This is a genomic window from Ammoniphilus sp. YIM 78166, from assembly GCF_004522215.1.
Classification (GTDB): domain Bacteria; phylum Bacillota; class Bacilli; order Aneurinibacillales; family RAOX-1; genus YIM-78166.
In genome coordinates this window covers 85,642-109,578 of the sequence record NZ_SDLR01000003.1, presented here as the reverse complement: position 1 = coordinate 109,578, position 23,937 = coordinate 85,642, and the positions used below count along the sequence as shown (strand labels likewise).

Genomic DNA, 23,937 nt, shown 5'->3' with positions numbered 1-23,937 from the left:
CTTCTGAATATAATAAAGAATGTGTCTACCCACAAGGTTTTCACCTATTTTTTGTGGGTAGACACATGCATACGATAAGCAAGGACAAGGTTGAGCCAGTCCATGTCTTGGTCTATGGAAATCCCTAGGGTCTGCTCGATTTTTTTCACGCGATAATACAACGTGTTCGGGTGAATATGAAGCCGCTGCGCGGTCAGCTTATGGTTCTTGTTGCAATCGATGAGCATCGTTAACGTCTCATAATACTCTTCCCCTGCCTGAAACAGAGGACCTAATTTATCCTCTACAAAATGTTCAAGTACGGTAGGGTCAAGATTTTGCCAGAGTCGTTCTGCTCCCAGCTTAGAGTAGCTGACAAACTGAAGGTCCTTGCGGGCTTTTGCGTAACGGACGGCATCCAAGGCTTCTTCATAGGAGTTGCCCACGTGGCTCAAGGAACTTCTCCTGCCTAAGCCATATACGATATCCTTCAAATGCCCCCAGTGCCGGTCAATGGTTTCGTAGAGCTGACGCATCGTTTCTTCCTTTCCCACCGACATAAGAATAACAATCTGATAGCCCACCGGAAAAACAAGGCTACTCTCATGCAGCCCTCGACTCAGAGACTCGATCGAACGGACAAAGGTTTCTTTGCCGCGGATATTCTCTGACCTCCATAATGTCTCCTTTCGCCCCTCCATGACCAGACATTGCAGTTCCCCCAAAGGATCCCACTGCAGTTGCCGTGCCATCTGCTTCAGCTGTCCGAGGGAGGAGGCCGATCCTTTCGTCATCTGATGAAACAGCTCTCCGCGGAGGTGAAGCTCTTTTTCATAGAGGGCGTTTTCCTTCATCATAAACAGGACGAGCGCGGTTGCTGCATGTTCGATCGCGCTCCGTTCAATAGAAGAAAGGGAGGTAATCTTCCGCTGCTGAAGGTGAAGGTAGCCGAAGTTTTCTCGTTCCCGAATGATCGGGAAAATATGAAGAATATCGTTTTGTTGCATGGCCTCCTTGTAGCTCACCTTGGTCCGCAGGATGCGGCCGAGCAAGGTGAGGATCGGCTCGACCCCGCCGCCCTCCAGTATGATTTGCGTGAACTTCTGATGAATGTCTAAAGAACTGCTTAGCTGGGCATTTTTTTCTTTCAAGTTCTGCACCAGCCTGGAATTCACGATCGCAATGGCACTCTGATCAGCAATCACCTCAATGACCCGAATATCCTCCTCGGTAAAGTACCCTTCATTCTCAAAATTGTCTACAGCAAGCACGCCTAAACAACTGTCCTGATACAGCAAAGGGACGCAAAATGCACTTCTCACCTGCCGCTCGTAAACGCCTTGAATATAATAGCTGTAGTTCTGAGGGGTCATGCCCGTCATGCTTTTCTGAATATCTTCATGGGTTCTATACAGCATCGGTCTCTTCGCCAAAAACGTGATGCCTGTCAAGGATTCTCCAGGCTGAAACGCAATGTTCTGCATCACCTTCTTATCGATGCCTACCCCCTCGGCAAGTCTCAGCACTTGAACTTCCGAATCATAGAGATAAAGCATCACGGTATCGGAAACCTCTATGAGCTCCACCGCCGCCTTCACTAACGTCTCGAGCACCACCTCCAACTGAAGGGATTTCGTCAGGAGTTTATTTATTTCCAGGAGCTTATATACCATCAAGGCTAATCACCATCCTGATCATTTGTCCAAATTTTGCATCCACTAATTACAAAGCACCCAATGCTTGCTTCATAGAAGGAAAGTCCCTTGCCTCAGCTGTAGACGAACATAGCTCCTCTTTAGCCCAAACCCTGAAACAATAACTGCGAATAAGGATGCTGCAAGGTCCGCACATCTTCCGAGCAACTAAACGTTTCCACCAGCTCACCTTGATACATAATCGCGATTTGGTCACACAGTTGCATAGCTGATTGGAGGTCATGGGTAATAAAGAGGTAGGTAAGCTGCTCTTCCTCTCGGATCGACTTTAAGGAAGAGAGGATGGAGTGTTGCGACTCTTCATCTAAACTAGCCAGGGATTCATCAAAGATAATGAACTCCGGCCCAACCGCCAGTGCTCTGGCGATCGCCACTCGTTGCTTCTGTCCGCCGCTTAATTGATGAGGATATCGAGATAAAAAGGTTGGATCAAGCTCGACGAGCTGCAGGCATTTTAACAGCCTATCCTCCCACTCTCCTTTTTGCTTTGGAAAAAAGTTCCGTATCGGGTCCATCAGGATTTCCCTGATACTCAACTTCGGGTGAAGGGAGGAGGACGAATCTTGTAGGACCAGTTGAATGGTCTTATAGATGAAGAGATCCTTCATTTTCTTCCCATATAGGCATTGTCCTTTTAGGAAGATCTCGCCAGCGGTTAAGGGTTCAATCTTTAAAATCAGCTTCGCTAACGTGCTTTTTCCGCTACCACTTTCACCGACTAATCCCCAGGTTTGCGCCTTTTGGATGGTTACGTTGACTCGATTTACGGCCTGGACTTGGGTCTTCTGACCAAACCAGCCTTTTCTTCTCGAGCTTGTTGGGTACTCCTTGGTCACCTCACGTAACTCCAGTAAGTTCATGACACCTTCCTCCTGGACTCATCTCGATGGCGCGATCCGCAATCCGCTGAACGCTGGCTTTATCATGAGAAATAAGCAAAATGGCCAGATTAAAGTCCTGTCGCAGCTTCTTAAATAAGGACCATACCCTTTCTCGGTTAATGATATCCAAAGCAGTTGTGGGTTCATCTGCAATGAGGATCTTGGGCTGCAAGCTTAGCATCATGGCTAGCAAGACGCGTTGCCGCATTCCCCCGCTCAATTCAAATGGATAAGAAATCAGAATCTCCTCTGGATGGGTAAATCCCACTTGAGATAATAGGGAACATAGATATGACTCGACGTCTCCCTTTGTTCCCTTTTTTCGTAAGTTGATCGTTTCGACCATCTGGCTTTTTACCGTGCGGATGGGATTTAAGCTGCTTAATGAATCTTGGACTAGAAGGGCTATTTCTTCCCTTCTCAGCCTTTGCCACTCTTTCTCGTTATATTGTGAAATATTGGTATCTTGGTAGTAGAAATGTCCTCTCGTTACTCTAAAGCCAGGTTCCAACAACCCAACGATGGCTTGGGCCGTTAAGCTTTTGCCGCAGCCGCTAGGACCAACCAGGGCGAGTATTTCCCCTGGGGATAACGAAAAGGAGACATCTTGAACAAGGGGCCTCCATTCTTTCCTAGTAAGATAGGAGATTACCATCTGTTCTATGCGTAATAAGGGCTTTTTCTCTTTCATCATACACCTCTCTTTTGTAACGGGACATCCAACGCTTTGAACCGATCACTGACAAGCTGGCAGGACAATACGAACAACACAATGGCCAATCCAGGAAAAATCATGACATGAGGAGCAAGCTGGAAATAGGCGGTTGCATCATGCAACATGACTCCCCATTCGGGTGTGGGCGGTTGGGTCCCTAACCCTAGAAAGGAAAGGCCGGCAATGAGCAAGACAATTCTCCCCATATCTAGGGTTGCATAAACCAGGATGGGAGATAGAATTTGCGGAAGAAGATAATGCCGCAGAATACGGACATGTGAATTGCCAGACATTCGAGCGGCCAAGATATAATCTTCCTTTGTCACTTTCAGCACAAGACTGCGAATCACTCGAACATACATCGCCCAGCGAACCATCAGGATGGCCACTGCCATATTTAGCAGTCCAGGGCCAAGGATCCCGACGATAGCAAGCGTAAGGACCATATCAGGAATGGCTAGCGTCCCCTCAATGACACGCATCAAAAAGTGATCCGGTCGGCTGCGTGAGTAGCCGGATAAAAGTCCGATAGGCAAACCGATCAGAATAGTAAAAACCAAGATGAGAAACGAACAGGCAACCGTGGTTCTGATCCCATATAGGATACGAGATAACACACATCGACCTAGGTGATCCGTTCCAAACGGGTAGAACCAGCTAGGCGATGAGAGTCGATTGGAGAGATGAATAGCTAACGGATCATGAGGAGCAAGCCAAGGCGCCAAGATGCCCATTGCCAGGATGACCAGGATGATCCCCACCCCTAGAAGCAACGGTATTTTCTTTGTCATATGCCTCTCCTCCTACCTTGCCCTTAATCGGGGGTCTAAAAGCACCAATAGTACATCCACAATAAAATGGATGAAAACAAAGAGTAAGGAGGAGAAGATGGCATAGCCCTGAATCACGGGGTAATCACGAAGACGAATAGCTTCCATGATATATTTACCTAGGCCAGGCCATGAGAATATCGTTTCTACAATCACGCTTCCTCCTAACATGAAGGCAAAACTGGTTCCAATCATCGTAATAATGGGTAAGAAGGCATGCTTTAACAAATGAAAGATGAGGATCCGACCTTTGGACAAGCCTCTTGCTTTAGCCGCCTTGACAAAGCTTTGTTGCATCAGTTCCAGCATATTCGTGCGCAATACGCGAGAATAGACCGCACCCATGCCGAGTCCAAGGGTAAGAGCTGGCAAAACGAGGTGTTTCCAGCTACTGCTCCCCATCGACGGGAGCCACCCCAGCTTGACCGAAAAAATATAGATGAGGATAAAGCCAAGCCAGAAGGAAGGGATGGCCGCACCCAATATCGCTACCATTCTCCCTATCCTTTCGAACCAGCCTGCCGAAAAAATCGCGGTGAACACCCCTATCACCACTGTGACGATAAACATGACCAACAAGCCAGCCATCGCTAACTCCAACGTGGCAGGGAACCTATTCCATAACTCTGCTAGAACAGGTTCTTTGGAAGCGTAAGAGGTGCCCCATTGCCAAGTAAAAACGTCGATTAACCACTTGATATACTGACTCCATAAGGAATCGGTAAGTCCCAGTTCTTCTCTCAGGTTGACTAACGCTTCTTCGGTGGCAGGTACCCCCTGCGCAGTGAGCAAGATCTGGGCGGGGTCCCCGGGGGATAGCCGTAATAGGAGAAACGTCAACGAGGAAACCAAAAATACAACACCGAACCATTGAAGGGCCCGTTCTGCCCAAAACATTTAATCCACATCCATCTTCGCATGAATATAGTAATATTCAATAGGATGAGGAACAAATCCTTCGACACCCTTTTGTACAGCAAATACCGTTACGGGATGCACGATAAACGATTGCGGTAAGTCTCTATTAATTATTTCTTGTGCTTCGATAGCCAATTGAGTACGCTTGACTCCGTCCGTTGTCCTATTAAGCTGATCGATGACTTCTTCTAGCGTGCTCGAAGTATAACGACTGACATTGGATTCACTGCCAGAGCGATAGAACACATTCAAAAAGTATTCAGGATCTCCGGTATGCGCCGTTAACATACTATACATCGAGAGATCCCAGTCCTCTTTGGATAGGGCATCATCGATGTTTTCGACTTGACGGAGATGGACTTTTACGCCTTGCTTTCCTAATTCATGCTGGATCACTTCTGCCATCACGGTCAGCTCTGGTCGTTGGGGAAAGGTTAACATCGTCAATTCCAGCGCTTTTCCATCCTTTTCCCATAGTCCTTGTCCATTTTTCTCCCAGCCGTTGGCTGTCATCATCGATTCAATAGAGGATTCTTGCTGAACTCTTTCTACTTTCCCAAATGGCAGCACATCGGAAAAGGGACTGTTTGCTTCTGTCCCCAGTCCATTCATCACCGAATCCACGATACTTTTACGAGGGACGAGATGATCAAGGATTTTTCTCATCGCTGCATCCTGAAGGTATGGTGAATCTAGATTATAAACTATCATATGGGTTCGAAGGGATGGTGCAGTCAAGACCTTCAATTTCTCGTCCTTCTCCAATAAAGGGACTTGGTCTATAGGGATATCCGTAGCGGCATGTACATCCCCTGCTTGTAAAGCCATTAATCTCGTATTTCCATTCGCTATGAATTGGATGGTCACTTTCGAGAGTAGAGCCGGTTCACCCCAATACTCTTCATACCTGCTTACTACAAGGGACTGGTCTTTGTTAAATTCCTCGATCTTAAAGGCCCCCGTAAGAGCAGGATAGGGCGCTTCTAAGCTTTTCACGTCCACAATCATGGCAGCCGGATCCGCCAAATGAGCTATTAACGCAGCGTTGGGTTGTTTGGTTACGATTTTTAGTTCACTTGCGGTTAAGGCTTCGATGGATTCTATTAGCAATAAATCCTTTGCTCGTTGCGACTTCTCCATCGATCGCAGTAATGAATCTTTCACTTTGTCAGCATCCATCGGGACACCGTTATGGAAGGTTACATGTTCCTGCAGCTTCAATACCCATGTCGTTTCGTCTTCCTGGTTCCATTCCTTCGCGAGCCAAGGGGTTGGCTCTAAATTCTCATTTAACCGAACGAGAGTCTCGCCCGTTCCTGAGCGCATGACTTCCCAGCTATCTTGGCCATGGGGATCAAGCGTGGACGGGCTCCATGGAAAAGCTACCGTTAATGTCTTATTTCTAGTGTGAGAATTTGCCTCTGTCGCTTCCTCATTCTGCGCCTTACAGCCTACTAATAGAATGATTAGGGCGAAGAGAGTAAGCCACTTAGTATAACGTTGATTCTTCGTGTTTTTCTTCGTGTTCTTCATGATTAATAAAGCCTCCTCTATCGTTCTATCGATTCGTTGAATGATTGAATGATTGATTGATTAAATGATTGATTTACCAAACAAAAAAGCATCTCCCTGTTTATAGAAGGAAGATGCTGTATGTTGACGCATAAAATAGCAGATTATACCGCTCGTGCGTAACACCTCCCTAGTTTCCCGTAGGTTCGTTGTGTAATCGTGAAACAGGCAGGTCTCCTGACTAAAAGATCATCATTCTCATCAGCCTTCCCAATCCGATAGATCAGTGGCACTTAGATGAGAACTCCCTTATTACAGTGGCGGGTCCGTGTCGGATTTTCACCGAACTTCCCTTTTCATCCTTATTTTTATTCATAAGGAACCTATTAGCACAAATATGTAGTTCTATTGAAATTTACACTTATCTCTATGAGGTGTCAAGTGGGTGCCTGTCACTCCCCGGATTTTGTCGAATGATTAAGTTTTACGTCGATTAAACCGTTCCGCTAATGATTTGGCAAGGGGTGAGCGGACAGATTCCGATTCCGAAAGCGTCAGTTGAATGCATAATGGATCACCCTTCATTATTTCAGAAGCTACACTCAACCCGTTGCTCCTCTCATCTAAATAGGGGTGATCGATTTGCTTGGGGTCTCCCAATAGAATTAATTTACTGCCTTCCCCAATACGGGTAAGAATCATCTCCACCTGACTACCAGTCAAGTTCTGCGCCTCATCGACAATAATGTATTGGTCAGGGATACTTCGGCCGCGCAAGAAACCTACCGCTTGGCAGTCAATGATTCCGCTTTCGAATAATTTATTAATTTCGGATTGAAGAACCAACTCTTTTTGCAATTCCTCGGATTCCCGGTTTTTGGACGAAGCTCGTAAAATCGTTTCTAAATTATCGCGGATAGGACGCATGTACGGTGCTAATTTCTCTTGTTCGGTACCCGGCAGATAGCCCAAGTCTTCATCGCTGACGGCGGGCCGACAAACTAGTAGCTTCCGATATCCTTCCTCATCACGCTTATACCCACCAAAGTGTCTGACCTGATGAAAACCGCAAGCCACCCCAATAAGTGTCTTTGCGGTTCCTGCCGGTCCTTTAATGATGACACAAGGAGCTTGTTTAGCAGGCAATAAGCACATGTGAATCATAAGCTGCTGATATAAGTTTCGGGGTTTTATCCCTGCAGGGTAATGACCGCCTAAATGTTTTATCGGCATGATCCCTTCGCTAGTCCATATACCAACATAGGTATGCTTTTCCTGAAACATATTTTGCAAAATGATAAACTGATTAACCACGAGATCCTGCGGATGTAAGCCAATCCATTGAGGATCTAACCATTCTTCCTGTTGAAGCATGTCTATCCATTTCGGATCGACTACACAATCCATTCTTCCCGTGTACTGATCCGTCAATTTAGGAGCACGGTTTTGCCGGATGCTTTCGCAAGGGATCTGTAATGCATCCGCTTTGACACGCAAACCAGCATCTTCTGTGACTAATAACACAGGACTGGGATTCCTTTTTCGCCGATGCTCCTCTATATATCCGATGCATACTTGTAGAATCCGGTTATCCGACTTGTCCGTAATCCAGGAATGGGGCATTTTTTCTTTAATGTGATTCAATTCTACCTTTATGACTCCTCCATCCGGCAGGTATATGCCCTCGGCTAGAGATTCCTTTACCTCTTTGGTTTTTCCATGATAAGCAAGGTCATCTAAGGTCCGCAGAGCTTCACGGGCACTGTACCCCTTATATCCCTTATTTTCTTTGAGGTGATCCAATTCTTCTAACACTACTTCGGGAATAATAACCATGTTTTCCTGGAGAGAAAGAATAAATTTTGGATCTTCAATAATTGCTGAGGTATCAAGTATAAAGGTTTTAATCATTGAATGCCTCCTAACCATGAATTACCCAGTTAACACCTGGTTAGATTCATTGTATCAAAGGCTGGAATAAAATGGGGAAACTGAGACAGGTTTAGCAAAATCTTAATAAAAAATTAACTAAAATTTAACTATTAAAATTTGGGGGATCCCCGTTACATGGACAAATAGCGATATGCTGTGTTTGAAATCCATAAAGCACCTATTATCCACACTAAGATAAAAAGGCAAACCAGTTTTTGGGTTTACCCTTTTCCATTCGTTCCTGTGCCATTACTTTACACCAAGGGGTGCGATGATCTTTATAAGCGAAATAAAGTACAAAAACCTGCCTTTTAAGTAAGCTGCTTAGCCCATGCTTTCAGTCGAGCAAAAATGAGAATCTACCTCCCTTCATTTTATTGTCCTATTACAACACTTTCCTTCCAGAGAGCGAGAAATCCGCTACCTTTTTAGCCATTTACATTTACAGTTTCATTTTCTAAAGAAGTCCCTTTTCCACGAAGTTGAAGCTGAATGAATCCGAAAAGAGAGGAAACGATCAATAAGCAGCCTGATAGAATATAAACAAGACGAACTCCTATCCAATCCGTTAACGCTCCAATCCCAAGAATAGAGGCTATGAAAATAAGTTGAACTAATGTTGATCTTGCTGAAAGTATTTTTGTTAAAGTCCCTTCATCCGCACTATTTTGAAACATGGTTTCTTGCGCTAAGTCTCTCATTTGATAAGAAGGTCCCATTAATAACACGATAAACAAAGCAATAAAAGGTTCGGAAACAAAACCGTAGGCCAAGGTTAGAGCTCCAAAAGCCGCAGAACCCAACAACATAAAGCTAGTTAAATGCCCCTGTAACAACTTGGAAAAACGATACACTAAAATTCCCCCAAGAATAGTTCCCAGGTAGTAGCCACCATTAATATAACCCCACCAGGCTTCACCTTTACCAAGTGCATCTTGTACATAAGTGAGTGTTACCGCTCCTATCCATATCGTACCGACCCAAGCCTCTATTAAATCCATGATCATTATAATTCTAAGTCCTTTATGTGTGAAAAGAAGTTTCCAGCCCACTACTATGGTAGTGATAATTCCTGCTTGCGATTCAACTATTGAAGGCATACTGCCTTTTACCAAAAATAATGAAAGCATCGATACGATAAGGAGGCTAATTGTAATGAAAAGGGTATTTTCTTTGCCAAGAAAAGCTATAAGCACCCCACCAAAGGTCCAACCAGCAAATAAAAATGTTTGGTCCACGCTTGATAGAAGGCTATTAGCCTTGACTCTGTAACTTTTTGACACAATAGATTTCACTATAGATGATTTAATGAGAGAAAAAAATCCAGAAAGAAATGATATAAATCCCAACAAAATAAAGATGATCAGTAGGTTTATCGTATTAAGTTCCTCAAGAAACAATCTAAACAATCCAAAAAGAAGGATCAGTTGGATTAACTGAGAGTACATTAGCAATATCGGTGGTTTCATTTTATCTGAAATTGTAGGCAGAAGTATCGTACTGATCATCCGTGAAACGAGACTTACCAAGGTGACGGTTGCAGCTAATGTCGTAGAACCCGTCTTATCAAATAGATGTAAAACAACGACCATGGTATATAACGCAAAACCAAGGTTAGTTGTAGTCTGACAAACTAACAAAGCATAGAAAGAGCGATTCACGTTAGTCCTACCTTCTTTAATTAGTTTCCAAATATCAAAGATTATACCATACACATACCTAAACCAGCTCTTATCAAACGGGCGGCCGACCATATCTCTTAAAAAGAAGCATTATGAAAGTTGACCCAAATACCTTCCATTTAGATTCGAGTCTGCTTCTTGAAGGATTGCAGATCAAAAGAAAAGAGCTTGCTCAAGCTTGGCTCCCTACCAGCTTGACTAGCCCTTTACCCCTTACGAAAATTCTATGCGTGGCAACTTATCCTGCCGCCTATCTATGGCTTTAGCTCCATTGCCTGTTGATCAATTATTTTTGCTACTTCAATCATTTAATTGCAGGTTCTCCGCCGACTGCTAGAATAAGGGTGAATCCATTTCTCTGCCAGGTTACGTAACTGGTGCGGTTGATCGTGTTAGTTTTACTAAACTGATAGGTAAGAACATCCGCCTGAATACCGGTAACGGTTACACTTAAACAGGAGCACCTCGTTATGTTTTTTTGAGAGATGGAGTGATTTGGGGCTACTTTTTAGAAGTGCAATCTAAACTTCGGTTTAGAGCCTTTCATTCAAGTTGATTTTTCAAGTAATTCGGCTGTTATTTTTCATCTATACCTGTTGTTGGCCCCGAACATTCTTGCTCGAGGCATGAATGCTCACAAAATTTTTGATTTACTCACGGAAAGGTAGCGTTTGCTCACGAGTAGATACCGTATGGTCACGTACCTATAACCATTCCAGCTATTCTCGGAGTTTTGGTCACGATACTCGGTGAGTTGGTCCCAAACCCGTAAAGGTTACCCTTAAACTGCGTTAACTCGCTTTACTTTTCTAGGGGTGCAAGCGCGCCTCCTGTTTCCTTGCCAATGGGTCCGACCACTGTCACTCCCCGAATATTGACGAATACATTCATAGTATTCAATGGTGCCCCCTAAAAGAAAAACTATAAATATACTGCTCCCCAATAGCTCCCATCTTGCGTCGACCTGTATCATGAAATCCGACCTTTTGATAAAGCTGCTGAGCTGGCAAGTTTTTGTGATTCACAGCGAGTACAACTTCGTCATAGCCAGGCAACTCCTGGGCCACAAAGGCTGGAATTTGCTGCATGGCCAGCTTGGCGAAGCCTTTTCCCTGTTGCTTATAATCAATGGAGAAAGCCGTTAGCAACAAAGCTCGTGGATGTTCGGTGTACTCCTTTACCCTCTCACTCGTATGGAGGATGAAAAAGCCAACCGGTGCCCCCTCATTTACGATCACGATCGGATGTCTCCCCTCCGCCTCCTCAGGAAGTACCGTGGACGGAAGCGCAGTAAATGGTTCTTGTTCGTCAGGCAATGTGAACGCAGTTAGCTGTTTTAAATGGGAGAGCCGATACCGCTCTAGCCGAACGGTGGAGATCTTATTCATCCTCATTTCTCCTACCGATAGGACTGACCAACCCGTCCATACTGATCGTATTGTGATCCTCTCGATAACTAACTAAACCTTCTTCCCCTTTGGTCAGGGACCATTGCTTTAAGGTTTCGCGTTCGCCAACATAGTCAAAGAAAGGTACGCTGTAGCCGCAGGACGTTTTCACGGCTGTAATTCTGGCACGAATGATTTGACGAATACCAGGAACATGGTCAAAGTGACAAGCGACCTTATCCCATTCCGCTGTTCCAGGTAAAATCGTCTGCCCTTCACCATACAAGCGCAAAATCATAGGAGGTCCCTCGAAGGCAGTAAACATGAAGGTAATTCTCCCATTTTCACTAATGTGGGCGCTCGTTTCATTTCCGCTGCCTGTCAAGTCAAGATAGGCGACTTCCGTGGCTGAAAGAATTCGAAACACATCATAGCCCTTTGGAGAAATGTTGACATGACCGTCCTCGCTTAGCGGCGCCGTCCCGACAAAAAAGATTCGTTGCTTTCGGATAAACTCTTCATGCTCCGGTTGTAACTCGTTAAAAAGCTTCCCCATGTAATTTCTCCTTCTTTCTACCTGAATTTGACCATGCGTTCGAACGACTTTCAGGGGCTTTCCCTTTCTAATAGGATATCGCAATTTTTACCCATTCGCATTCTGAATTTGTTAAAAATAGTTATATAACAACCTATTGACATATAGGCACTGTTATAATACAATAAAAACATCAAGGAAAACCAACCAAATTTTAGGAGGGATAACCAATGAATTTTAAAATGATCGAGAAGGAATGCATCGAGTGTGGAGAACAATTTATGGAGCGTACAAACACGATCCATATGGAGTGCACTCGCTGTTTTGGGAAAACGACTGAAGAATAAGAGATAAGAGAGAAGGAACCAAGATGGCTGCCCACAAAAGATAAGACCCCTGTTTGTTCAACGTTGAACAGACAAGGGTCTTTTGTTTTTACTTTAGTTTGCTCCCAAAACGAAAGCAATTCCAATTCACTCGGGCAGCAGTTGGCTTGGTTTTTCACCATTAGAGTGAATTTTTAGTCCGGTTTTTATAAGTGCATACTAAAATGCGCTCAATGGCAGCCATTTTAAGCTGATTCTTCCCCATCCTTACCCGCATTTGAACCACGTAGCTCAGGATAAGTAACCACCCTTCAATCGGTTCCGCCATCAAGTTGAATGCTGGCAAGGCCAAGCCGGCCAAGGTCACCCCCCACCCTTATTGGCGCCCCTCTTACGATTTGGATATCATTTTTTCTCATAGCCCCCTTCCGTCTCGTGAAGGGGTCGATTGGGAATATGGATACATGTACGTTTCCATTTTCATCTTACTTACATTTAATAAAGAAATAGCTCATTCTATGTAAGGTGGTGCAGGTATGGCACGTATTGTGTATTCATCAGGAGTGATTGAAAATGATAAGGGTTTTGATCCTTTCCAAGTTAGACCCCCTCGTCTGCAACCGATTGCCAGGGCGGTTTTTGTAAATGTCTTTAACAATAACCGTGAACCAGTAACGGTGCGAGTCAGGATCTTTTCTCTCAATACGTTCAGAAGACGGAGGGGTGCTTTTACTGATTACACCCTTGATGGGCATACCCTCAATGTGGATACCCTCCCCAGTGCAAATTTTTTCCGGTATGAAGTCCAAGTCATCGTTGAAGCTAGAACTCTAGCCAAAGCTAAAAATGTGATCATCGCGATGTTCCCGAAAAGTCCTAGGGGGAATGTACTGGCATCCCAACGATTAGTTCACAGTGAATTCAAAATCATTTCCAGAAAAAGTTAGGAGTGATCGATTGAAAATTAGAGATCGCACACGTATTCCTATGAGTTCACTTTCCCTTCAAAACCGGTTGGTACAACTGATAGGTGCGAGAGTGTCCACCCTTATCAACCCTTTCGGCACCATTACCGAGGCAAAGCTTCTGAAAGTATCTAAATCTATCATTGTTGTTCAGCAAAATAGTTCAAAACTAATCCTTTCCCCTTCCGGTTTGCAACACTTGACCGTTCATCGAAAAGCCGCGAAGGCCACCACCCCAAAATACACCATCACCTTGAATTCTATTGCACGAGAAGCAGAAAAAAACTCACCAGCCTTTCTTAACAATAGGCGAATCGTCCAGATTGGCAAAGATTTTATCGAAGTCACCAGAGACGGCACCCTCACCGAATTGATTCCTCTGTCGAATGTGACGGTAACTTTTCGGACTGCAACAAAGTAAGGAGACGATGACTATGACCAGTTTCAAAGAGCTTCTTCAGAAATTGATAGGCACTCGAGTGATCATCGCAACTACAGGGGAACGAGAGGTTTTCCCACTTGTACGGTTTGAAGGAAGGATAGCTAAAGTCGGAGTAGACTTTGTCATATTAAGAATAAGCGCTTCTAGAAGCGTGATCATAAGAATCGCTGAGATTGTAGAACTACGAAAGTCCCAAAGAAGTTCGCCCCTATCCAAGCCCAGCAAAACCCGAGGACCATTCAATCAAACGTTTGTTAATCTAGTCAGGAAGTTAATAGGTAGACGTGTCGTTGTATTTACAACCGCCCGAGCGGGGAGGTTTGCTCCGGATGATGAAATTTTCAATGAAGTCACAGGTGAACTTGCGGCCATGGATACCGATTTTATTGTCATTATAGATGGGGAAACCAGACGTAGAAGAGTGATTCGAATCGCAGAAATTGTAGCTATTTCCGTAATGAGAAAACAGAGAAGGACATAAGGAGTGTTGTTGAGATGTTAAGCTTCAAACGGCTTCTACAGAGATTGATTGGCAGTCGCATCTCTGGAACGACGACAGGACAAGGGGAAGAAGGACCGAATATCTCGTTTGAAGGACGGCTGGTCGGTGTAGGAATCGATTTTTTTGTCCTCGATATCAATGGTTCAACGGGTATTATTCGAATGGCTGAGGTTGTAGAGCTTCGAAGAGTACCCAATAGACAACTTAGAAAAGCCAGACCTAGCCGGTCCTTCCGTTCACTACGAGGCAAATTAAATATCACCTTCACGCATGCAATCCAACCCTTAATTGGAAGAACTGTAGTTGCTTTTACTACCGCTTCAGCCGTCGATGTAGAATTGGAAGGCTCCTCTTCCATTTCCGGTACGCTTGCTAGAGTAGGTTGCGATTTTATTGTGATCGTAGACGGAGAAACGGGACGAAGAAGAGTGGTCCGTATTCCACAGATGATCGCCCTGAACTTTGGGTTTAATTAAGGATAATTGTTGGGTTCACCCATGAATTGCAAAAAGGATGTCCCTAAGGTCAGAAAAACCGTCCTCAAGGAATCACCCTTTTGTCTGCTAGGCCCAATACAATCCATAGTCGTTCATTTCCTCAAATACCATAACAACGGACCCCAATCTTCATCCTCCATCTTTCTGTCAGGCGAATAGTAGGCGTGGGAAAAGCTCTCTCCTACTTTTCTTACCCCTTCTCGCAATGGAAACTCTCTACCTTTATACTCTATTACATCAGGTATCGCCACCTGGTGACTCACTCGAAGGGCATACTCCCGTGGGGTCTCTGCCGGTAAACGAGGGAAACCCTGTTTTTTCCCCCATCGCTCGAGGAGGTGGAACGCCCGGTAGATGGGCAGTCTATCATAACCAGGAAGTCTCCTTTTCCAGTTTCCCATCCATTGTTTCCAGTAAGTGAGAAAACGACGCCATAGGGTTTTCCAGAAAGCTTGTTTCTGAATACGTATGACGGAGGTTGTTATCGTGGGTGCGTTCCATTTTTTCAGTTTGAGTTGGGAGATGAGCCAGATGGCTCCTAACACGAACAAAGCCAAAATTACACCCACAGCTTCCAGAGGAAAAGGAATCGCCTGCAACATGCCTCCTTCTGATACCGGAGGATGAGGTTCAGGTACGGGAGCGGGTAGGATCCCGCTGGGTTCCTCCTTTACAGGGAATAAAGTAAGGAGCCAAACGAACCCCTTCAAAATCCCATTTCCCAGCCATAGGCCTGTCTCCCCCATGCCTTTTAACAAGGACACCAGTCCGTTTCGGACGATCGGAAGTAGGGCAAATAAGGTAAAAACAATGGCTAGGCTGAAGATCCCTAGGAGAGGGAGCGTGAGATGGGTCATGCCTCCGACGACTCGAACCTGAATGTGATCTTGCTCCGTTTGTTCGGGATGGAGTGTAAGGACCATGGCCACGAGACTGAGCAAAATGCCAATCACAAAGGGAAGGTGGGTTCGTTCGCTTACTTCAGGATGAGCGTGAATCACCAATAAAAACAGGATATACCAAATGATATTCCCTTCTAAGCGTAACAGAAGCTGATTTCTCGTGGGTTCACGGTAGGCCAACCAGCTGCTACGAACAAATAAAAACAGTACGGTAAACAAGACGAAGCCGGCATAGCTAAACCCTAGGTGAGCTGTTGAACTCCATCCCCAATAGAGTATAGGTAGGACGAAAAGGGCATTCCACATTCTCCACTTCCCGAGAAGCCATTGACTGAGAAAGCCCGTTAAACAAGCGATGGCGAGTAGTCCTGGGTGAAGCGGCTGGGTAATTTGCCATTCAATTTTGGCATACAGGGCTAATCCGAAATAAATCCAAACCGTTTCACTATATAAAGTGATGATTCGTTTCCAGGCCGATCTTGGACTCAAGAGCCTTCCCTCCTTGCAACTGCTGTATGGGCTTGGCTTGTCCCTTTAACCACGTGGACCATTCCGTTGGCTCCAGGTAGTAAAAAAGGACATGAGAGGCGATCTTTCGATGCTTCTGCATCCACTGGACATGCTCTTTACGTATGTTGTGACAAAAATAAAAGACCGGCGCTGATAATCCCCCATGCAAAGAGAGGCGTTCCAATAAATTTTCCTTCCCCCGTCCTTCCGGTCCTAAACGCGCCAAGTCGTCGAGTAACGGAGTGAGTTGGCCAGAGGGAGGGATAGACGAGGCGTGACCCACCTCAATTCCTTGACGGTGATAAGCGAGTGCAACCGAAGCGATCACGGACAGCATCCCTTCGAAGACGTCGTCTTGCGCCTGATCAAAGCCTTCTGTGTCAATGGCTAGCATCAAGCGTCGAGGGACAACGGACTGGAACACTTTAGTCTGAAGCTTCCCCGTCCTGGCACTCGATTGCCAGTCCACCCGGCGAAACTCATCACCACTTTGATATTCCCGAATCGCGCTTACTTGCGTCGGATCCTCCATAATCCCTCCCTTCGTCCCCCTAACCCCCCATTGGAAAACAAAGGACAAGGAAGGAACGGCAACGGGAACGATGGAGGGATAGACGTAAAGATCTTTCATGAGCTCGACATCCATTTCCTTCTCAGCGAAACGAAAACCATCACCGGATCGAAGTCGGATCCTCCCAAGCGGATAGACCCCCCGTTTTAGGGCTTGTCCCTCCATTCTCCATTTGACCTCTTGATAGCCCATTAACCATAAAAGGCGGATCACCGCGGAATGCTCCGCCCCATCTTGCCAACGGACATGTTCCGCACGTTGTAAAGGCTCCCATTCCACCCAAACGAGAGGCAGCCATTTATCGTTAACTAGGGAACAAGTTAAGAAAAAGGATTCTCCGGCAAAGATCCGAGACCGATCTAGCTCGATCTGTGGCTTTAAACGTTCAAGGGACTCGTTTTTCCAATACCTGATAATAAGGGATAGGGCCATCAGAAAGCACGATACGACAAGGAGCTGAACGTGTTGAAACCAAAGAGCACCTATAAGGAGCAAGAGGACGCCCCAAATCATGTACCGTTCAAATAAGATACTCGTTTGACTGGGCTTTTTGTCTTGTTCCTCCATCATAGCGTTTTCCCTGTGGCTTGAAGCGGAATCGGTGTTTTTTCCAGGATCTCGTGTAAAATCGCCTGGGGCTCCTTCCCCGAAACGGAGGCTTCCATCGTAAGTTCCATGCGGTGGGCCCAAATATACGGAACGAGTTCCTTGACATCATCAGGTAACACATGGTTCCTACCCGCTAAGAGAGCCCAGGCTTTGAGCGCCTTATAGAGAGCTTTGCTGCCTCGAGGGCTGACACCGACAGACACGAGAGGATGATGACGGGTTTCCTGTGCCAGTAAGACCAAGTATTCAATGACTTCATCGTGAACAAACACCTTCGTGGCTTCTTCCTGTAGAGAAAGGATGGAGGCTGGTGTTAAGATGGGGGCCAAAGCATGAAACGGAAGCGAATCCCCCACTTTTTTAAGCATCGCTTCTTCCTCTTCCCTACTCGGGTACCCGAGTTTGATTCTCATCAAGAATCGATCCATCTGCGCTTCCGGAAGGGGAAAAGTCCCTTCCATCTCGATTGGATTTTGAGTGGCCATGACCAGAAAGGGCTGTTGCAGGGAGCGTGTCTCTCCCTCGATCGTCACTTGATGCTCCTCCATCCCCTCTAGCAGGCTCGATTGGGTTCGAGGAAGGGCTCGATTAATCTCATCAACGAGTAAAATTTGATTAAAAATCGGTCCCGTTCTAAACGTAAACTCCGCAGTTTTCGGATTATAGATGGACATGCCAAGGACATCTGATGGAAGAAGATCCGGAGTACATTGAATCCGGCTAAAGGAGCAGTCCAATACTTTAGCAAAAGCCTTCACGAGTGTGGTCTTCCCTGTTCCGGGCAAATCCTCTAGCAGGATATGACCCTTAGACAGCAGGGCAGTTAAGAGAAGCTTGGTTTCATGTCGGCGACCGATCACCACCTTTGATAGTTCTGTTGTCACTTTTTCTAATAGAGGGGCTATTGTGGTATCCAAGAGAGTAAATCCTTTCAAACGAGATTTTAGCCTCCATCAGTTTATCATAAATCCGCCATTGTGTTCGCACAACCATAGCAAAAAGGAGCACCCATAACGGCTGCTCCAAAGTTGCTGGCAGCCCTCAATGAAGATCTAATGAAAGGAAAATTAAACGAGGAAAAGCTCAAGAGGTATTTTGAGCATCATGCTGATATCCAATTTCCAACTGTTGAGCAAGCGAAACAGTCGGATAAAATCACAGCTTTCTATTGTGAAGGTATGGTTGACATGACTCAATATAATGAGTATTTCGCCCATGTCTATCACTACATAATGACGGGAGGGCAAAGTCTCAGCGATACGGAACTGCCCCCGATGCAAACCGTAGATTCTATGGAAAAAATGGTTCATATCCTGTTGTCTGGAAACCTCGTGTTTTACAAAGAGAAAGCTACGAACTTCCTGATTGTTGATATTTCCAAAGTTCCGCAAAGGCAACCTTCTGAATCCAACACCGAAATTTCTATTAAGGGTCCTAAGGATGCTTTTACAGAAGAGATATCCATCAACGTATCTCTCATTCGCAAACGATTAAAAACAAGCGAGCTATATAATGAACAATTTCAGATTGGCACTATTTCCCCTACAAAGGTTTCCCTTCTTTATTTAGCAAATAAAGCGAATCCGGACATGATAAAAGAGGTGTGTCATCGTTTAGAGACTTTTCAGATTGAGAGCTTAGTCAGCAGCGGCCAACTTGAACAATGGATATCGGATCGAACCTTCACCCTGTTCCCGTTATTCGACTATATCGGTCGTCCCGATTTTGTCATAGAATGCCTGTTGCGAGGGAGATTTGTCCTGATTATCGACGGCTCGCCCATGGTCTTAATCGGGCCAATTAATGTCTTCGAATTGCTTAAATCTCCGGAGGATATTCATTTTCCTTATCATTTCGTTATTTTCCAAAGGGGGTTGCGCTTTCTTGGGTTATTGTTTGCCATTTTCGTTCCAGGCTTCTGGATCGCCCTCTCAAGCGTAAACATTGATCAAATCCCCTTTAGTCTCTTAGCCACGGTGGTAACTTCCCGCGAAGGTCTTCCGATCCCCGTCGTTCTCGAGGCTCTCTTGCTCCTGGGTTTATTTGAGCTATTAAGAGAGGCGGGTATCCGCCTGCCCAAGGCGGTAGGACAAACCATTGGTATCGTCGGTGGAATCATTATTGGAGACGCCGTCATCCGTGCAGGGCTTGCTTCTCCAATCATGTTGGTTGTCATGGCGATATCTGCCGTGTCGACCTTTGCTCTGGTCAATCAATCCCTCACGGGAACCGTGAGCATCTTACGTATTGTTACCATCTTAGTTTCCGCCCTGCTCGGAATCTACGGCTTTTTTCTTTCGATGTTTGGCATTTTCATTTATCTAACTAGGTTAGAGTCCTTTGGTATGGCGTACCTAGAGCCAATGTCCTCTTTACAAGTCAAAGAATTTCTTTCTGCATTAGTGATGAATCCCTTTAAGAGAAAAAAATACTCCGCCAACATTCTGAAAAAGCGAAAAGGGTGATTTGGTTATGGTTCATACGCTTCGGATCCTTCTGGTGATCAACTTTGTCTTCATGTTCCTTACGGGATGCACGGACGCGAAGAGAATTGAGGATCTTCATTACGTAACGGCTTTGGGAATTGACCACAAAGGGGATAAATATAAAGTTTATGCTCAGTCTTTATCCTTCTCTTCGGTTGCTAAATCGGAAGGCAGTTCTAAGGAACCCACGTTAGTAACCGTCGGTCTAGGCGAGGGGAAATCGTTAGAAGAGGCGATTTTCGATGTCTACCAAACGGCACAGGAACGGATTTTCTGGGCGCATATGGAAGCGATTGTCTTAAGCGAATCGGTGCTAAAAAAGGGGGACTTCCCTAAAATTCATGATAGCCTTGTTCGATATCATGAATTCCGCATGACGCCATGGGTGTTTGGTACCGTAGAACCGATGGAGGAGATATTAACCACAAAGGGCTTCTTCGGCCAATCTCCACTGAGTACGCTGCTGCATGAACCCTTAAGCACGTATGAACAAGCCTCGCTCATCCGACCCATCCAGCTGTATCAGGCTGCAAGAGAACTGTATGAACCAGGCTTTACCTTAAGCATACCCTCACTTGGCATCAAGGAAAAAAGCTGGGAACAAGACGGAAAAAGCGATCCAAAGCTATATATTAATGGGGCATTCTTTCTTCAAAAACAGTCCTATAAGAGTTTTCTGACGATGGAAGAGATCGAAGGGCTTAGATGGATCAGACCGGGTACAGTCAGAGTCGGCATCCCTGTGCCTTCACTATCAGATCCCGCTGTCCAAGTCGTCTTGGATCAACCAAAATATGAGTTCACCCTCCTGGATCAGAAAGATAAACCTACATATCAGATTCAAATAAAGGGAAATGGTTATATCGTCAATCGCAGTGAGAATGAACTATTAAAACTCGAAAAACTAACGGAGAAAACAGCCGACACCATAAAAAAAGAAATAGAGACGCTATTCGAGAAAGCGGTAGAAACCCGGACAGATCTCTTTAACTTGGAACATGATCTCTATCGAAACCACTTTCAAGTATGGAAAACGACTTCATCCCCCCAACGTGTCTTACTTCAGGAGGGTACCCTAGCAAAAATTGATGTCGATCTCGATATTGCCCATGCCGCCTCGATTAAAAATAAACGAGTGAAGAATAGCAACCTAGTGAATGGACGAGACAGATAAAGGTCGGGGTAATCGATCGCCAGTCTCGACTCATGCGGAACTGGCGATCATGGGAATCCTGTATCCTCCCCTACCTCAACCGCAAATACACATTTTCTCTCATACGGAAAGGATTTTGAATGGATCCATGAACCTCTAGCTGCTGGGTACCGATGTCTACGGTATAGTAGATTTCCTTCCCTTGATACTGCAGATTTACAATCGAACCTCGGAGTCCAGGACCTTCTCGCCTCATGAGGAATTGTTCCGGACGCACTGGAAAAAGCTGCTGCTCTCGAAACGCCACAGCCATGCCCGGATGCACCCATTCCCCTTCTCCATTGGACGCCACCGCCGGGCGAAATCGGTTCCCTCTCCATTCCCCGGGGATTAGATTGGCCTTGCCTACAAATGTTGAAACAAAAACCGTTTGAGGATTTTCATAGATGTCTTGCGGGGTGCCTATCTGTTCAACCTTTCCCTCTTTCATGACGACGATGCGATCTGCCATGGCTAAGGCTTCTCCCTGATCGTGCGTCACATAGATGATTCCCGCTTGGGTTAGACGGTGCAGTTCTTGTATCTCTCTTCTCATTTCTAGACGAAGCTCCACATCGAGACTGCTCAGCGGTTCATCCATCAGCAGCATGGATGGCTTCGGAGCGATCGCTCTGGCCAGCGAGACCCGCTGCTTCTGTCCACCGGACAGCTCGCTCGGCATGCGGTTGGCTAAATGCTTCAAGCCGACCATATCCAACACTTCCTCGACCCGTTCTTCCTTGTGAGCTCGTAGCTCTGAACTTACATCCTTGTGGTGAAGCAGCGGGAACTCCACTTGCTCCTTCACCTTCATATGCGGCCAAAGCGCAAAGGATTGAAACACCATGCCAATGTTGCGCTTTTCCGGCGGAAGCGCGTAGCCACGCTTTCCAACCAGCTGTCCGCTCATATGAATTTCGCCGGATGTTGGTGAATCAAACCCTGCCAACAAGCGAAGCAAGGTCGTTTTGCCGCAGCCCGATGGACCCAGAATAGCGATAAACTCCCCAGGGTGAAACGTTAAGTGAACAGACTTGAGCGCTTCAAAATCGCCAAAGGTTTTGCTCACCTCATCTAGCTGTATACTCATGCTCGCATCCCCTTTCTTTTCCAATGCCTTTGCCACGCATACGCCCCTATCATTACGATCAAAATCCCGATCACAATCAAACTAGAAAGAGCTGTTGAATAGGTCGTTGCACCAGCTTGCTCAAAATTAAATATGACCACACCCACGGTTTCCGATCCGCTTGACCACAGCAAGGAGGACACCGTTAATTCGGTAAAAGCAGTAAGCAACACGAGAAAAGCCCCACCGAGCATCCCAGGAAGCAGTAAGGGCAGAAGAATCCGCTGCCACTTAACTAAACCTTTCGCCCCACAGACCTGAGCGGCTTCTTCCATCGAGGGGTCGACCTGAAGCATGGCAGTCATGCTTCCGCGAACTTGCAGAATCATGAACCTTGAGATATAGCTGATGATGAGGATGGTTACGGTTCCGTAGATGCCTGGATTCCAGCCCGGGATAGGCTCCATCCAGGTAAAAATCATCGCTAAGGCAAAGACCACACCTGGCAGAGCATAAGGCAAGCCCACTGCAAGCTCCATCGCCTTCGTCCAAAAAGACGGCTTGCGCGTTCGTACATAAGCGATGGCCGTACCGGCCACGAGACAAACGCCCATGGTCACGATTGCCAGCATCAAGCTGTTCAAGAGAGCGTTCTGTACTTTAGGGCTATCTAACAAAATAAAGCGGTAGTTTTTCCACGTCAGATTCTCCCACGTCCAATCCAAGCCGTAAGCCCGTACAAAGGAAGCGAGGATCATCGACACGAGCGGAACAAAGATCAGGGTAATCAGTCCGGTATAGACCCCGACTTCGACCAGGACACGGTACCTGCCAAGCGAAAAGCGAGGCTGATTGTCTTCTTGTACGGTTTCCACCTGTTTGCTTTTTCGCAGCAACAGCCATTGCAGCCCCATGCCCGCCAGTGCAACCACACCTAACAGCACAGAAAGCGTCGCTCCCCTAGCAAAAGCCGAAGGCCCAAAGCCGATGATTTCTTCGTAGATCGCCGTGCTCAGTACACGAATGTCCGCGGGAATCCCTAAAAAAGCAGGAATCCCAAAGTTGTCTAAACTCGCGAGAAAGGCTAATAGTCCCCCGCTGGCGATCCCTGGCAGGGCAAGGGGTAAGGTAACTTTTCGAAATGTAGTCCAGCGGTTCGCTCCTGCCACGCGGCAGGCCCACTCCAGATCCCGCGGAATTTTTTTCAGGACACTGACCGTTAGCAGAAACACCAGAGGAAAATGATGAATGCCCATCACAAAAATCATTCCCGAGTAACTGTACATATTCCACGGCCTCCCATTCCCCGGAAGACTGGCTAATCCTTGGGCCAACAAGCCATTGGGGCTCATCAGCTGTGTCCACGACAAGGTCGCCACATAGGAGGGAATAATGAAAGATAGCATGATCAGCATGGAGACGATCCTCTTCCCTCGGATATCGCTATACGCGATCAGCCAAGCGGTACAAACGCCCAAACCAACGGATAAAAACGTCGAGCCGAAGACGATAAGAAGCGTGTTATGAATCGTCTTCAAGGTTTTGGGTTGCTGCAAAACTTGCAGATAATTCGCGAGTGAGAGTCCCTCGGTCGTTGAAAAGCTGAGATAAAGCAGCTTTAAGATCGGCAAGACAAAAAAAATAAGGAGGGCTCCGACAGCCATCATTCCCCACTTCTTAGTCCCCGCCCACAGGGGAAAAGGACGGGTGAGGCGTGTGCGCCTTCCCATCCTTACGCGTTCAGTCAGCAAGTGAAACATTCGATTTTCCTCCAAGATG

Annotated in this window: 23 protein-coding genes and 1 riboswitch; of the genes, 7 read left to right on the top strand and 16 right to left on the bottom strand. The window is 46.0% G+C overall.

Going from position 1 to position 23,937, the window contains the following annotated elements; all coding sequences use genetic code 11:
• Positions 1-44 precede the first annotated feature (44 nt).
• The 10 genes from EIZ58_RS11995 to EIZ58_RS11945 form a co-directional block, all read right to left on the bottom strand.
• Complete coding sequence (locus tag EIZ58_RS11995) at positions 45-1,652, bottom strand: helix-turn-helix domain-containing protein (protein ID WP_240689115.1); 1,608 nt, start codon at positions 1,650-1,652, stop codon at positions 45-47.
• Between the two features lie 122 nt (positions 1,653-1,774).
• The gene (locus EIZ58_RS11990; RefSeq protein ID WP_134701065.1) at positions 1,775-2,554 is read right to left on the bottom strand and encodes an ABC transporter ATP-binding protein; all 780 of its coding nucleotides are present in this window, start codon (positions 2,552-2,554) and stop codon (positions 1,775-1,777) included.
• Positions 2,532-3,269 carry an ATP-binding cassette domain-containing protein gene (locus EIZ58_RS11985; RefSeq protein WP_167577641.1) on the bottom strand — a complete coding sequence of 246 codons (738 nt, stop codon included), beginning with the start codon at positions 3,267-3,269 and terminating at the stop codon, positions 2,532-2,534. The genes EIZ58_RS11990 and EIZ58_RS11985 overlap by 23 nt, the downstream gene beginning before the upstream one ends.
• Positions 3,266-4,081, bottom strand: a complete 816-nt coding sequence (gene nikC / locus EIZ58_RS11980) for a nickel transporter permease (protein WP_134701064.1) — start codon at positions 4,079-4,081, stop codon at positions 3,266-3,268. Before nikC ends, EIZ58_RS11985 begins: the two co-directional genes overlap by 4 nt.
• Before the next feature lie 12 nt (positions 4,082-4,093).
• Positions 4,094-5,017: a nickel ABC transporter permease gene (nikB, locus tag EIZ58_RS11975; protein WP_134701063.1), complete on the bottom strand. Its 924-nt coding sequence runs from the start codon at positions 5,015-5,017 to the stop codon at positions 4,094-4,096.
• Positions 5,018-6,571, bottom strand: a complete 1,554-nt coding sequence (locus EIZ58_RS11970) for an ABC transporter substrate-binding protein (RefSeq protein ID WP_134701062.1) — start codon at positions 6,569-6,571, stop codon at positions 5,018-5,020.
• A gap of 189 nt (positions 6,572-6,760) precedes the next feature.
• A riboswitch (cobalamin riboswitch) is annotated at positions 6,761-6,952 on the bottom strand.
• Positions 6,953-7,027: 75 nt separating this feature from the next.
• On the bottom strand, positions 7,028-8,461 hold the full coding sequence (locus EIZ58_RS11965; RefSeq protein ID WP_167577640.1) for a PhoH family protein: 1,434 nt from the start codon (positions 8,459-8,461) through the stop codon (positions 7,028-7,030).
• Between the two features lie 449 nt (positions 8,462-8,910).
• Positions 8,911-10,143 carry an MFS transporter gene (locus tag EIZ58_RS11955; RefSeq protein ID WP_134701060.1) on the bottom strand — a complete coding sequence of 411 codons (1,233 nt, stop codon included), beginning with the start codon at positions 10,141-10,143 and terminating at the stop codon, positions 8,911-8,913.
• 917 nt (positions 10,144-11,060) lie between these two features.
• Positions 11,061-11,552 (bottom strand): GNAT family N-acetyltransferase, encoded by a 492-nt coding sequence (locus EIZ58_RS11950; protein WP_134701059.1) that lies wholly within the window; start codon positions 11,550-11,552, stop codon positions 11,061-11,063.
• Complete coding sequence (locus EIZ58_RS11945) at positions 11,545-12,108, bottom strand: pyridoxamine 5'-phosphate oxidase family protein (RefSeq protein ID WP_134701058.1); 564 nt, start codon at positions 12,106-12,108, stop codon at positions 11,545-11,547. Before EIZ58_RS11945 ends, EIZ58_RS11950 begins: the two co-directional genes overlap by 8 nt.
• A gap of 209 nt (positions 12,109-12,317) precedes the next feature.
• On the opposite strand from EIZ58_RS11945, the gene EIZ58_RS11940 reads away from it, so the two are divergent.
• On the top strand, positions 12,318-12,434 hold the full coding sequence (locus EIZ58_RS11940; RefSeq protein ID WP_134701057.1) for a YhfH family protein: 117 nt from the start codon (positions 12,318-12,320) through the stop codon (positions 12,432-12,434).
• A gap of 160 nt (positions 12,435-12,594) precedes the next feature.
• On the opposite strand, the gene EIZ58_RS11935 is transcribed toward EIZ58_RS11940, so the two are convergent.
• Positions 12,595-12,759 carry a hypothetical protein gene (locus EIZ58_RS11935; protein WP_167577639.1) on the bottom strand — a complete coding sequence of 55 codons (165 nt, stop codon included), beginning with the start codon at positions 12,757-12,759 and terminating at the stop codon, positions 12,595-12,597.
• 190 nt (positions 12,760-12,949) lie between these two features.
• Between EIZ58_RS11935 and EIZ58_RS11930 the strand changes: the two genes are divergently transcribed.
• Genes EIZ58_RS11930 through EIZ58_RS11915 form a run of 4 tightly spaced genes read left to right on the top strand, consistent with a single transcriptional unit; the run spans position 12,950 to position 14,798 of the window.
• Positions 12,950-13,360, top strand: coding sequence for a hypothetical protein (locus EIZ58_RS11930; RefSeq protein WP_134701055.1), 411 nt, complete (start codon positions 12,950-12,952; stop codon positions 13,358-13,360).
• A 10-nt stretch (positions 13,361-13,370) separates the two neighbouring features.
• Positions 13,371-13,799 (top strand): hypothetical protein, encoded by a 429-nt coding sequence (locus EIZ58_RS11925; RefSeq protein ID WP_134701054.1) that lies wholly within the window; start codon positions 13,371-13,373, stop codon positions 13,797-13,799.
• A 13-nt stretch (positions 13,800-13,812) separates the two neighbouring features.
• The gene (locus EIZ58_RS11920) at positions 13,813-14,301 is read left to right on the top strand and encodes a hypothetical protein (RefSeq protein WP_167577638.1); all 489 of its coding nucleotides are present in this window, start codon (positions 13,813-13,815) and stop codon (positions 14,299-14,301) included.
• A 14-nt stretch (positions 14,302-14,315) separates the two neighbouring features.
• Positions 14,316-14,798, top strand: coding sequence for a hypothetical protein (locus tag EIZ58_RS11915; RefSeq protein WP_134701052.1), 483 nt, complete (start codon positions 14,316-14,318; stop codon positions 14,796-14,798).
• 113 nt (positions 14,799-14,911) lie between these two features.
• On the opposite strand, the gene EIZ58_RS11910 is transcribed toward EIZ58_RS11915, so the two are convergent.
• The 3 genes from EIZ58_RS11910 to EIZ58_RS11900 are packed head-to-tail and all read right to left on the bottom strand — an operon-like array spanning position 14,912 to position 18,346.
• Entirely contained in the window at positions 14,912-16,210 is a 1,299-nt protein-coding gene (locus EIZ58_RS11910) for a DUF4129 domain-containing protein (protein WP_134701051.1), read from the bottom strand.
• Positions 16,167-17,369, bottom strand: coding sequence for a DUF58 domain-containing protein (locus EIZ58_RS11905; RefSeq protein ID WP_167577637.1), 1,203 nt, complete (start codon positions 17,367-17,369; stop codon positions 16,167-16,169). Before EIZ58_RS11905 ends, EIZ58_RS11910 begins: the two co-directional genes overlap by 44 nt.
• Entirely contained in the window at positions 17,369-18,346 is a 978-nt protein-coding gene (locus EIZ58_RS11900) for an AAA family ATPase (RefSeq protein WP_240689052.1), read from the bottom strand. Before EIZ58_RS11900 ends, EIZ58_RS11905 begins: the two co-directional genes overlap by 1 nt.
• 120 nt (positions 18,347-18,466) lie before the next feature.
• Here EIZ58_RS11900 and EIZ58_RS11895 point away from each other — a divergent pair, with 120 nt between their 5' ends.
• Positions 18,467-19,876 carry a spore germination protein gene (locus tag EIZ58_RS11895; RefSeq protein WP_134701049.1) on the top strand — a complete coding sequence of 470 codons (1,410 nt, stop codon included), beginning with the start codon at positions 18,467-18,469 and terminating at the stop codon, positions 19,874-19,876.
• A 7-nt stretch (positions 19,877-19,883) separates the two neighbouring features.
• Entirely contained in the window at positions 19,884-21,071 is a 1,188-nt protein-coding gene (locus EIZ58_RS11890) for a Ger(x)C family spore germination protein (RefSeq protein ID WP_134701048.1), read from the top strand.
• Positions 21,072-21,141: 70 nt separating this feature from the next.
• On the opposite strand, the gene EIZ58_RS11885 is transcribed toward EIZ58_RS11890, so the two are convergent.
• Positions 21,142-22,179: an ABC transporter ATP-binding protein gene (locus tag EIZ58_RS11885; protein ID WP_134701047.1), complete on the bottom strand. Its 1,038-nt coding sequence runs from the start codon at positions 22,177-22,179 to the stop codon at positions 21,142-21,144.
• Positions 22,176-23,918, bottom strand: a complete 1,743-nt coding sequence (locus tag EIZ58_RS11880; protein WP_134701046.1) for an ABC transporter permease — start codon at positions 23,916-23,918, stop codon at positions 22,176-22,178. Before EIZ58_RS11880 ends, EIZ58_RS11885 begins: the two co-directional genes overlap by 4 nt.
• Between the last annotated feature and the right edge of the window lie 19 nt (positions 23,919-23,937).

Bases quoted from the DNA above. Each gene is read 5' to 3' on its own strand.
- EIZ58_RS11995 (WP_240689115.1), bottom strand. From the start codon at position 1,652: ATGGTATATAAGCTCCTGGAAATAAATAAACTCCTGACGAAATCCCTT.
- EIZ58_RS11990 (WP_134701065.1), bottom strand. From the start codon at position 2,554: ATGAACTTACTGGAGTTACGTGAGGTGACCAAGGAGTACCCAACAAGC.
- EIZ58_RS11985 (WP_167577641.1), bottom strand. From the start codon at position 3,269: ATGATGAAAGAGAAAAAGCCCTTATTACGCATAGAACAGATGGTAATC.
- nikC (WP_134701064.1), bottom strand. From the start codon at position 4,081: ATGACAAAGAAAATACCGTTGCTTCTAGGGGTGGGGATCATCCTGGTC.
- nikB (WP_134701063.1), bottom strand. From the start codon at position 5,017: ATGTTTTGGGCAGAACGGGCCCTTCAATGGTTCGGTGTTGTATTTTTG.
- EIZ58_RS11970 (WP_134701062.1), bottom strand. From the start codon at position 6,571: ATGAAGAACACGAAGAAAAACACGAAGAATCAACGTTATACTAAGTGG.
- EIZ58_RS11965 (WP_167577640.1), bottom strand. From the start codon at position 8,461: ATGATTAAAACCTTTATACTTGATACCTCAGCAATTATTGAAGATCCA.
- EIZ58_RS11950 (WP_134701059.1), bottom strand. From the start codon at position 11,552: ATGAATAAGATCTCCACCGTTCGGCTAGAGCGGTATCGGCTCTCCCAT.
- EIZ58_RS11945 (WP_134701058.1), bottom strand. From the start codon at position 12,108: ATGGGGAAGCTTTTTAACGAGTTACAACCGGAGCATGAAGAGTTTATC.
- EIZ58_RS11940 (WP_134701057.1), top strand. From the start codon at position 12,318: ATGAATTTTAAAATGATCGAGAAGGAATGCATCGAGTGTGGAGAACAA.
- EIZ58_RS11930 (WP_134701055.1), top strand. From the start codon at position 12,950: ATGGCACGTATTGTGTATTCATCAGGAGTGATTGAAAATGATAAGGGT.
- EIZ58_RS11920 (WP_167577638.1), top strand. From the start codon at position 13,813: ATGACCAGTTTCAAAGAGCTTCTTCAGAAATTGATAGGCACTCGAGTG.
- EIZ58_RS11915 (WP_134701052.1), top strand. From the start codon at position 14,316: ATGTTAAGCTTCAAACGGCTTCTACAGAGATTGATTGGCAGTCGCATC.
- EIZ58_RS11905 (WP_167577637.1), bottom strand. From the start codon at position 17,369: ATGGAGGAACAAGACAAAAAGCCCAGTCAAACGAGTATCTTATTTGAA.
- EIZ58_RS11895 (WP_134701049.1), top strand. From the start codon at position 18,467: ATGAAAGGAAAATTAAACGAGGAAAAGCTCAAGAGGTATTTTGAGCAT.
- EIZ58_RS11890 (WP_134701048.1), top strand. From the start codon at position 19,884: ATGGTTCATACGCTTCGGATCCTTCTGGTGATCAACTTTGTCTTCATG.
- EIZ58_RS11885 (WP_134701047.1), bottom strand. From the start codon at position 22,179: ATGAGTATACAGCTAGATGAGGTGAGCAAAACCTTTGGCGATTTTGAA.
- EIZ58_RS11880 (WP_134701046.1), bottom strand. From the start codon at position 23,918: ATGTTTCACTTGCTGACTGAACGCGTAAGGATGGGAAGGCGCACACGC.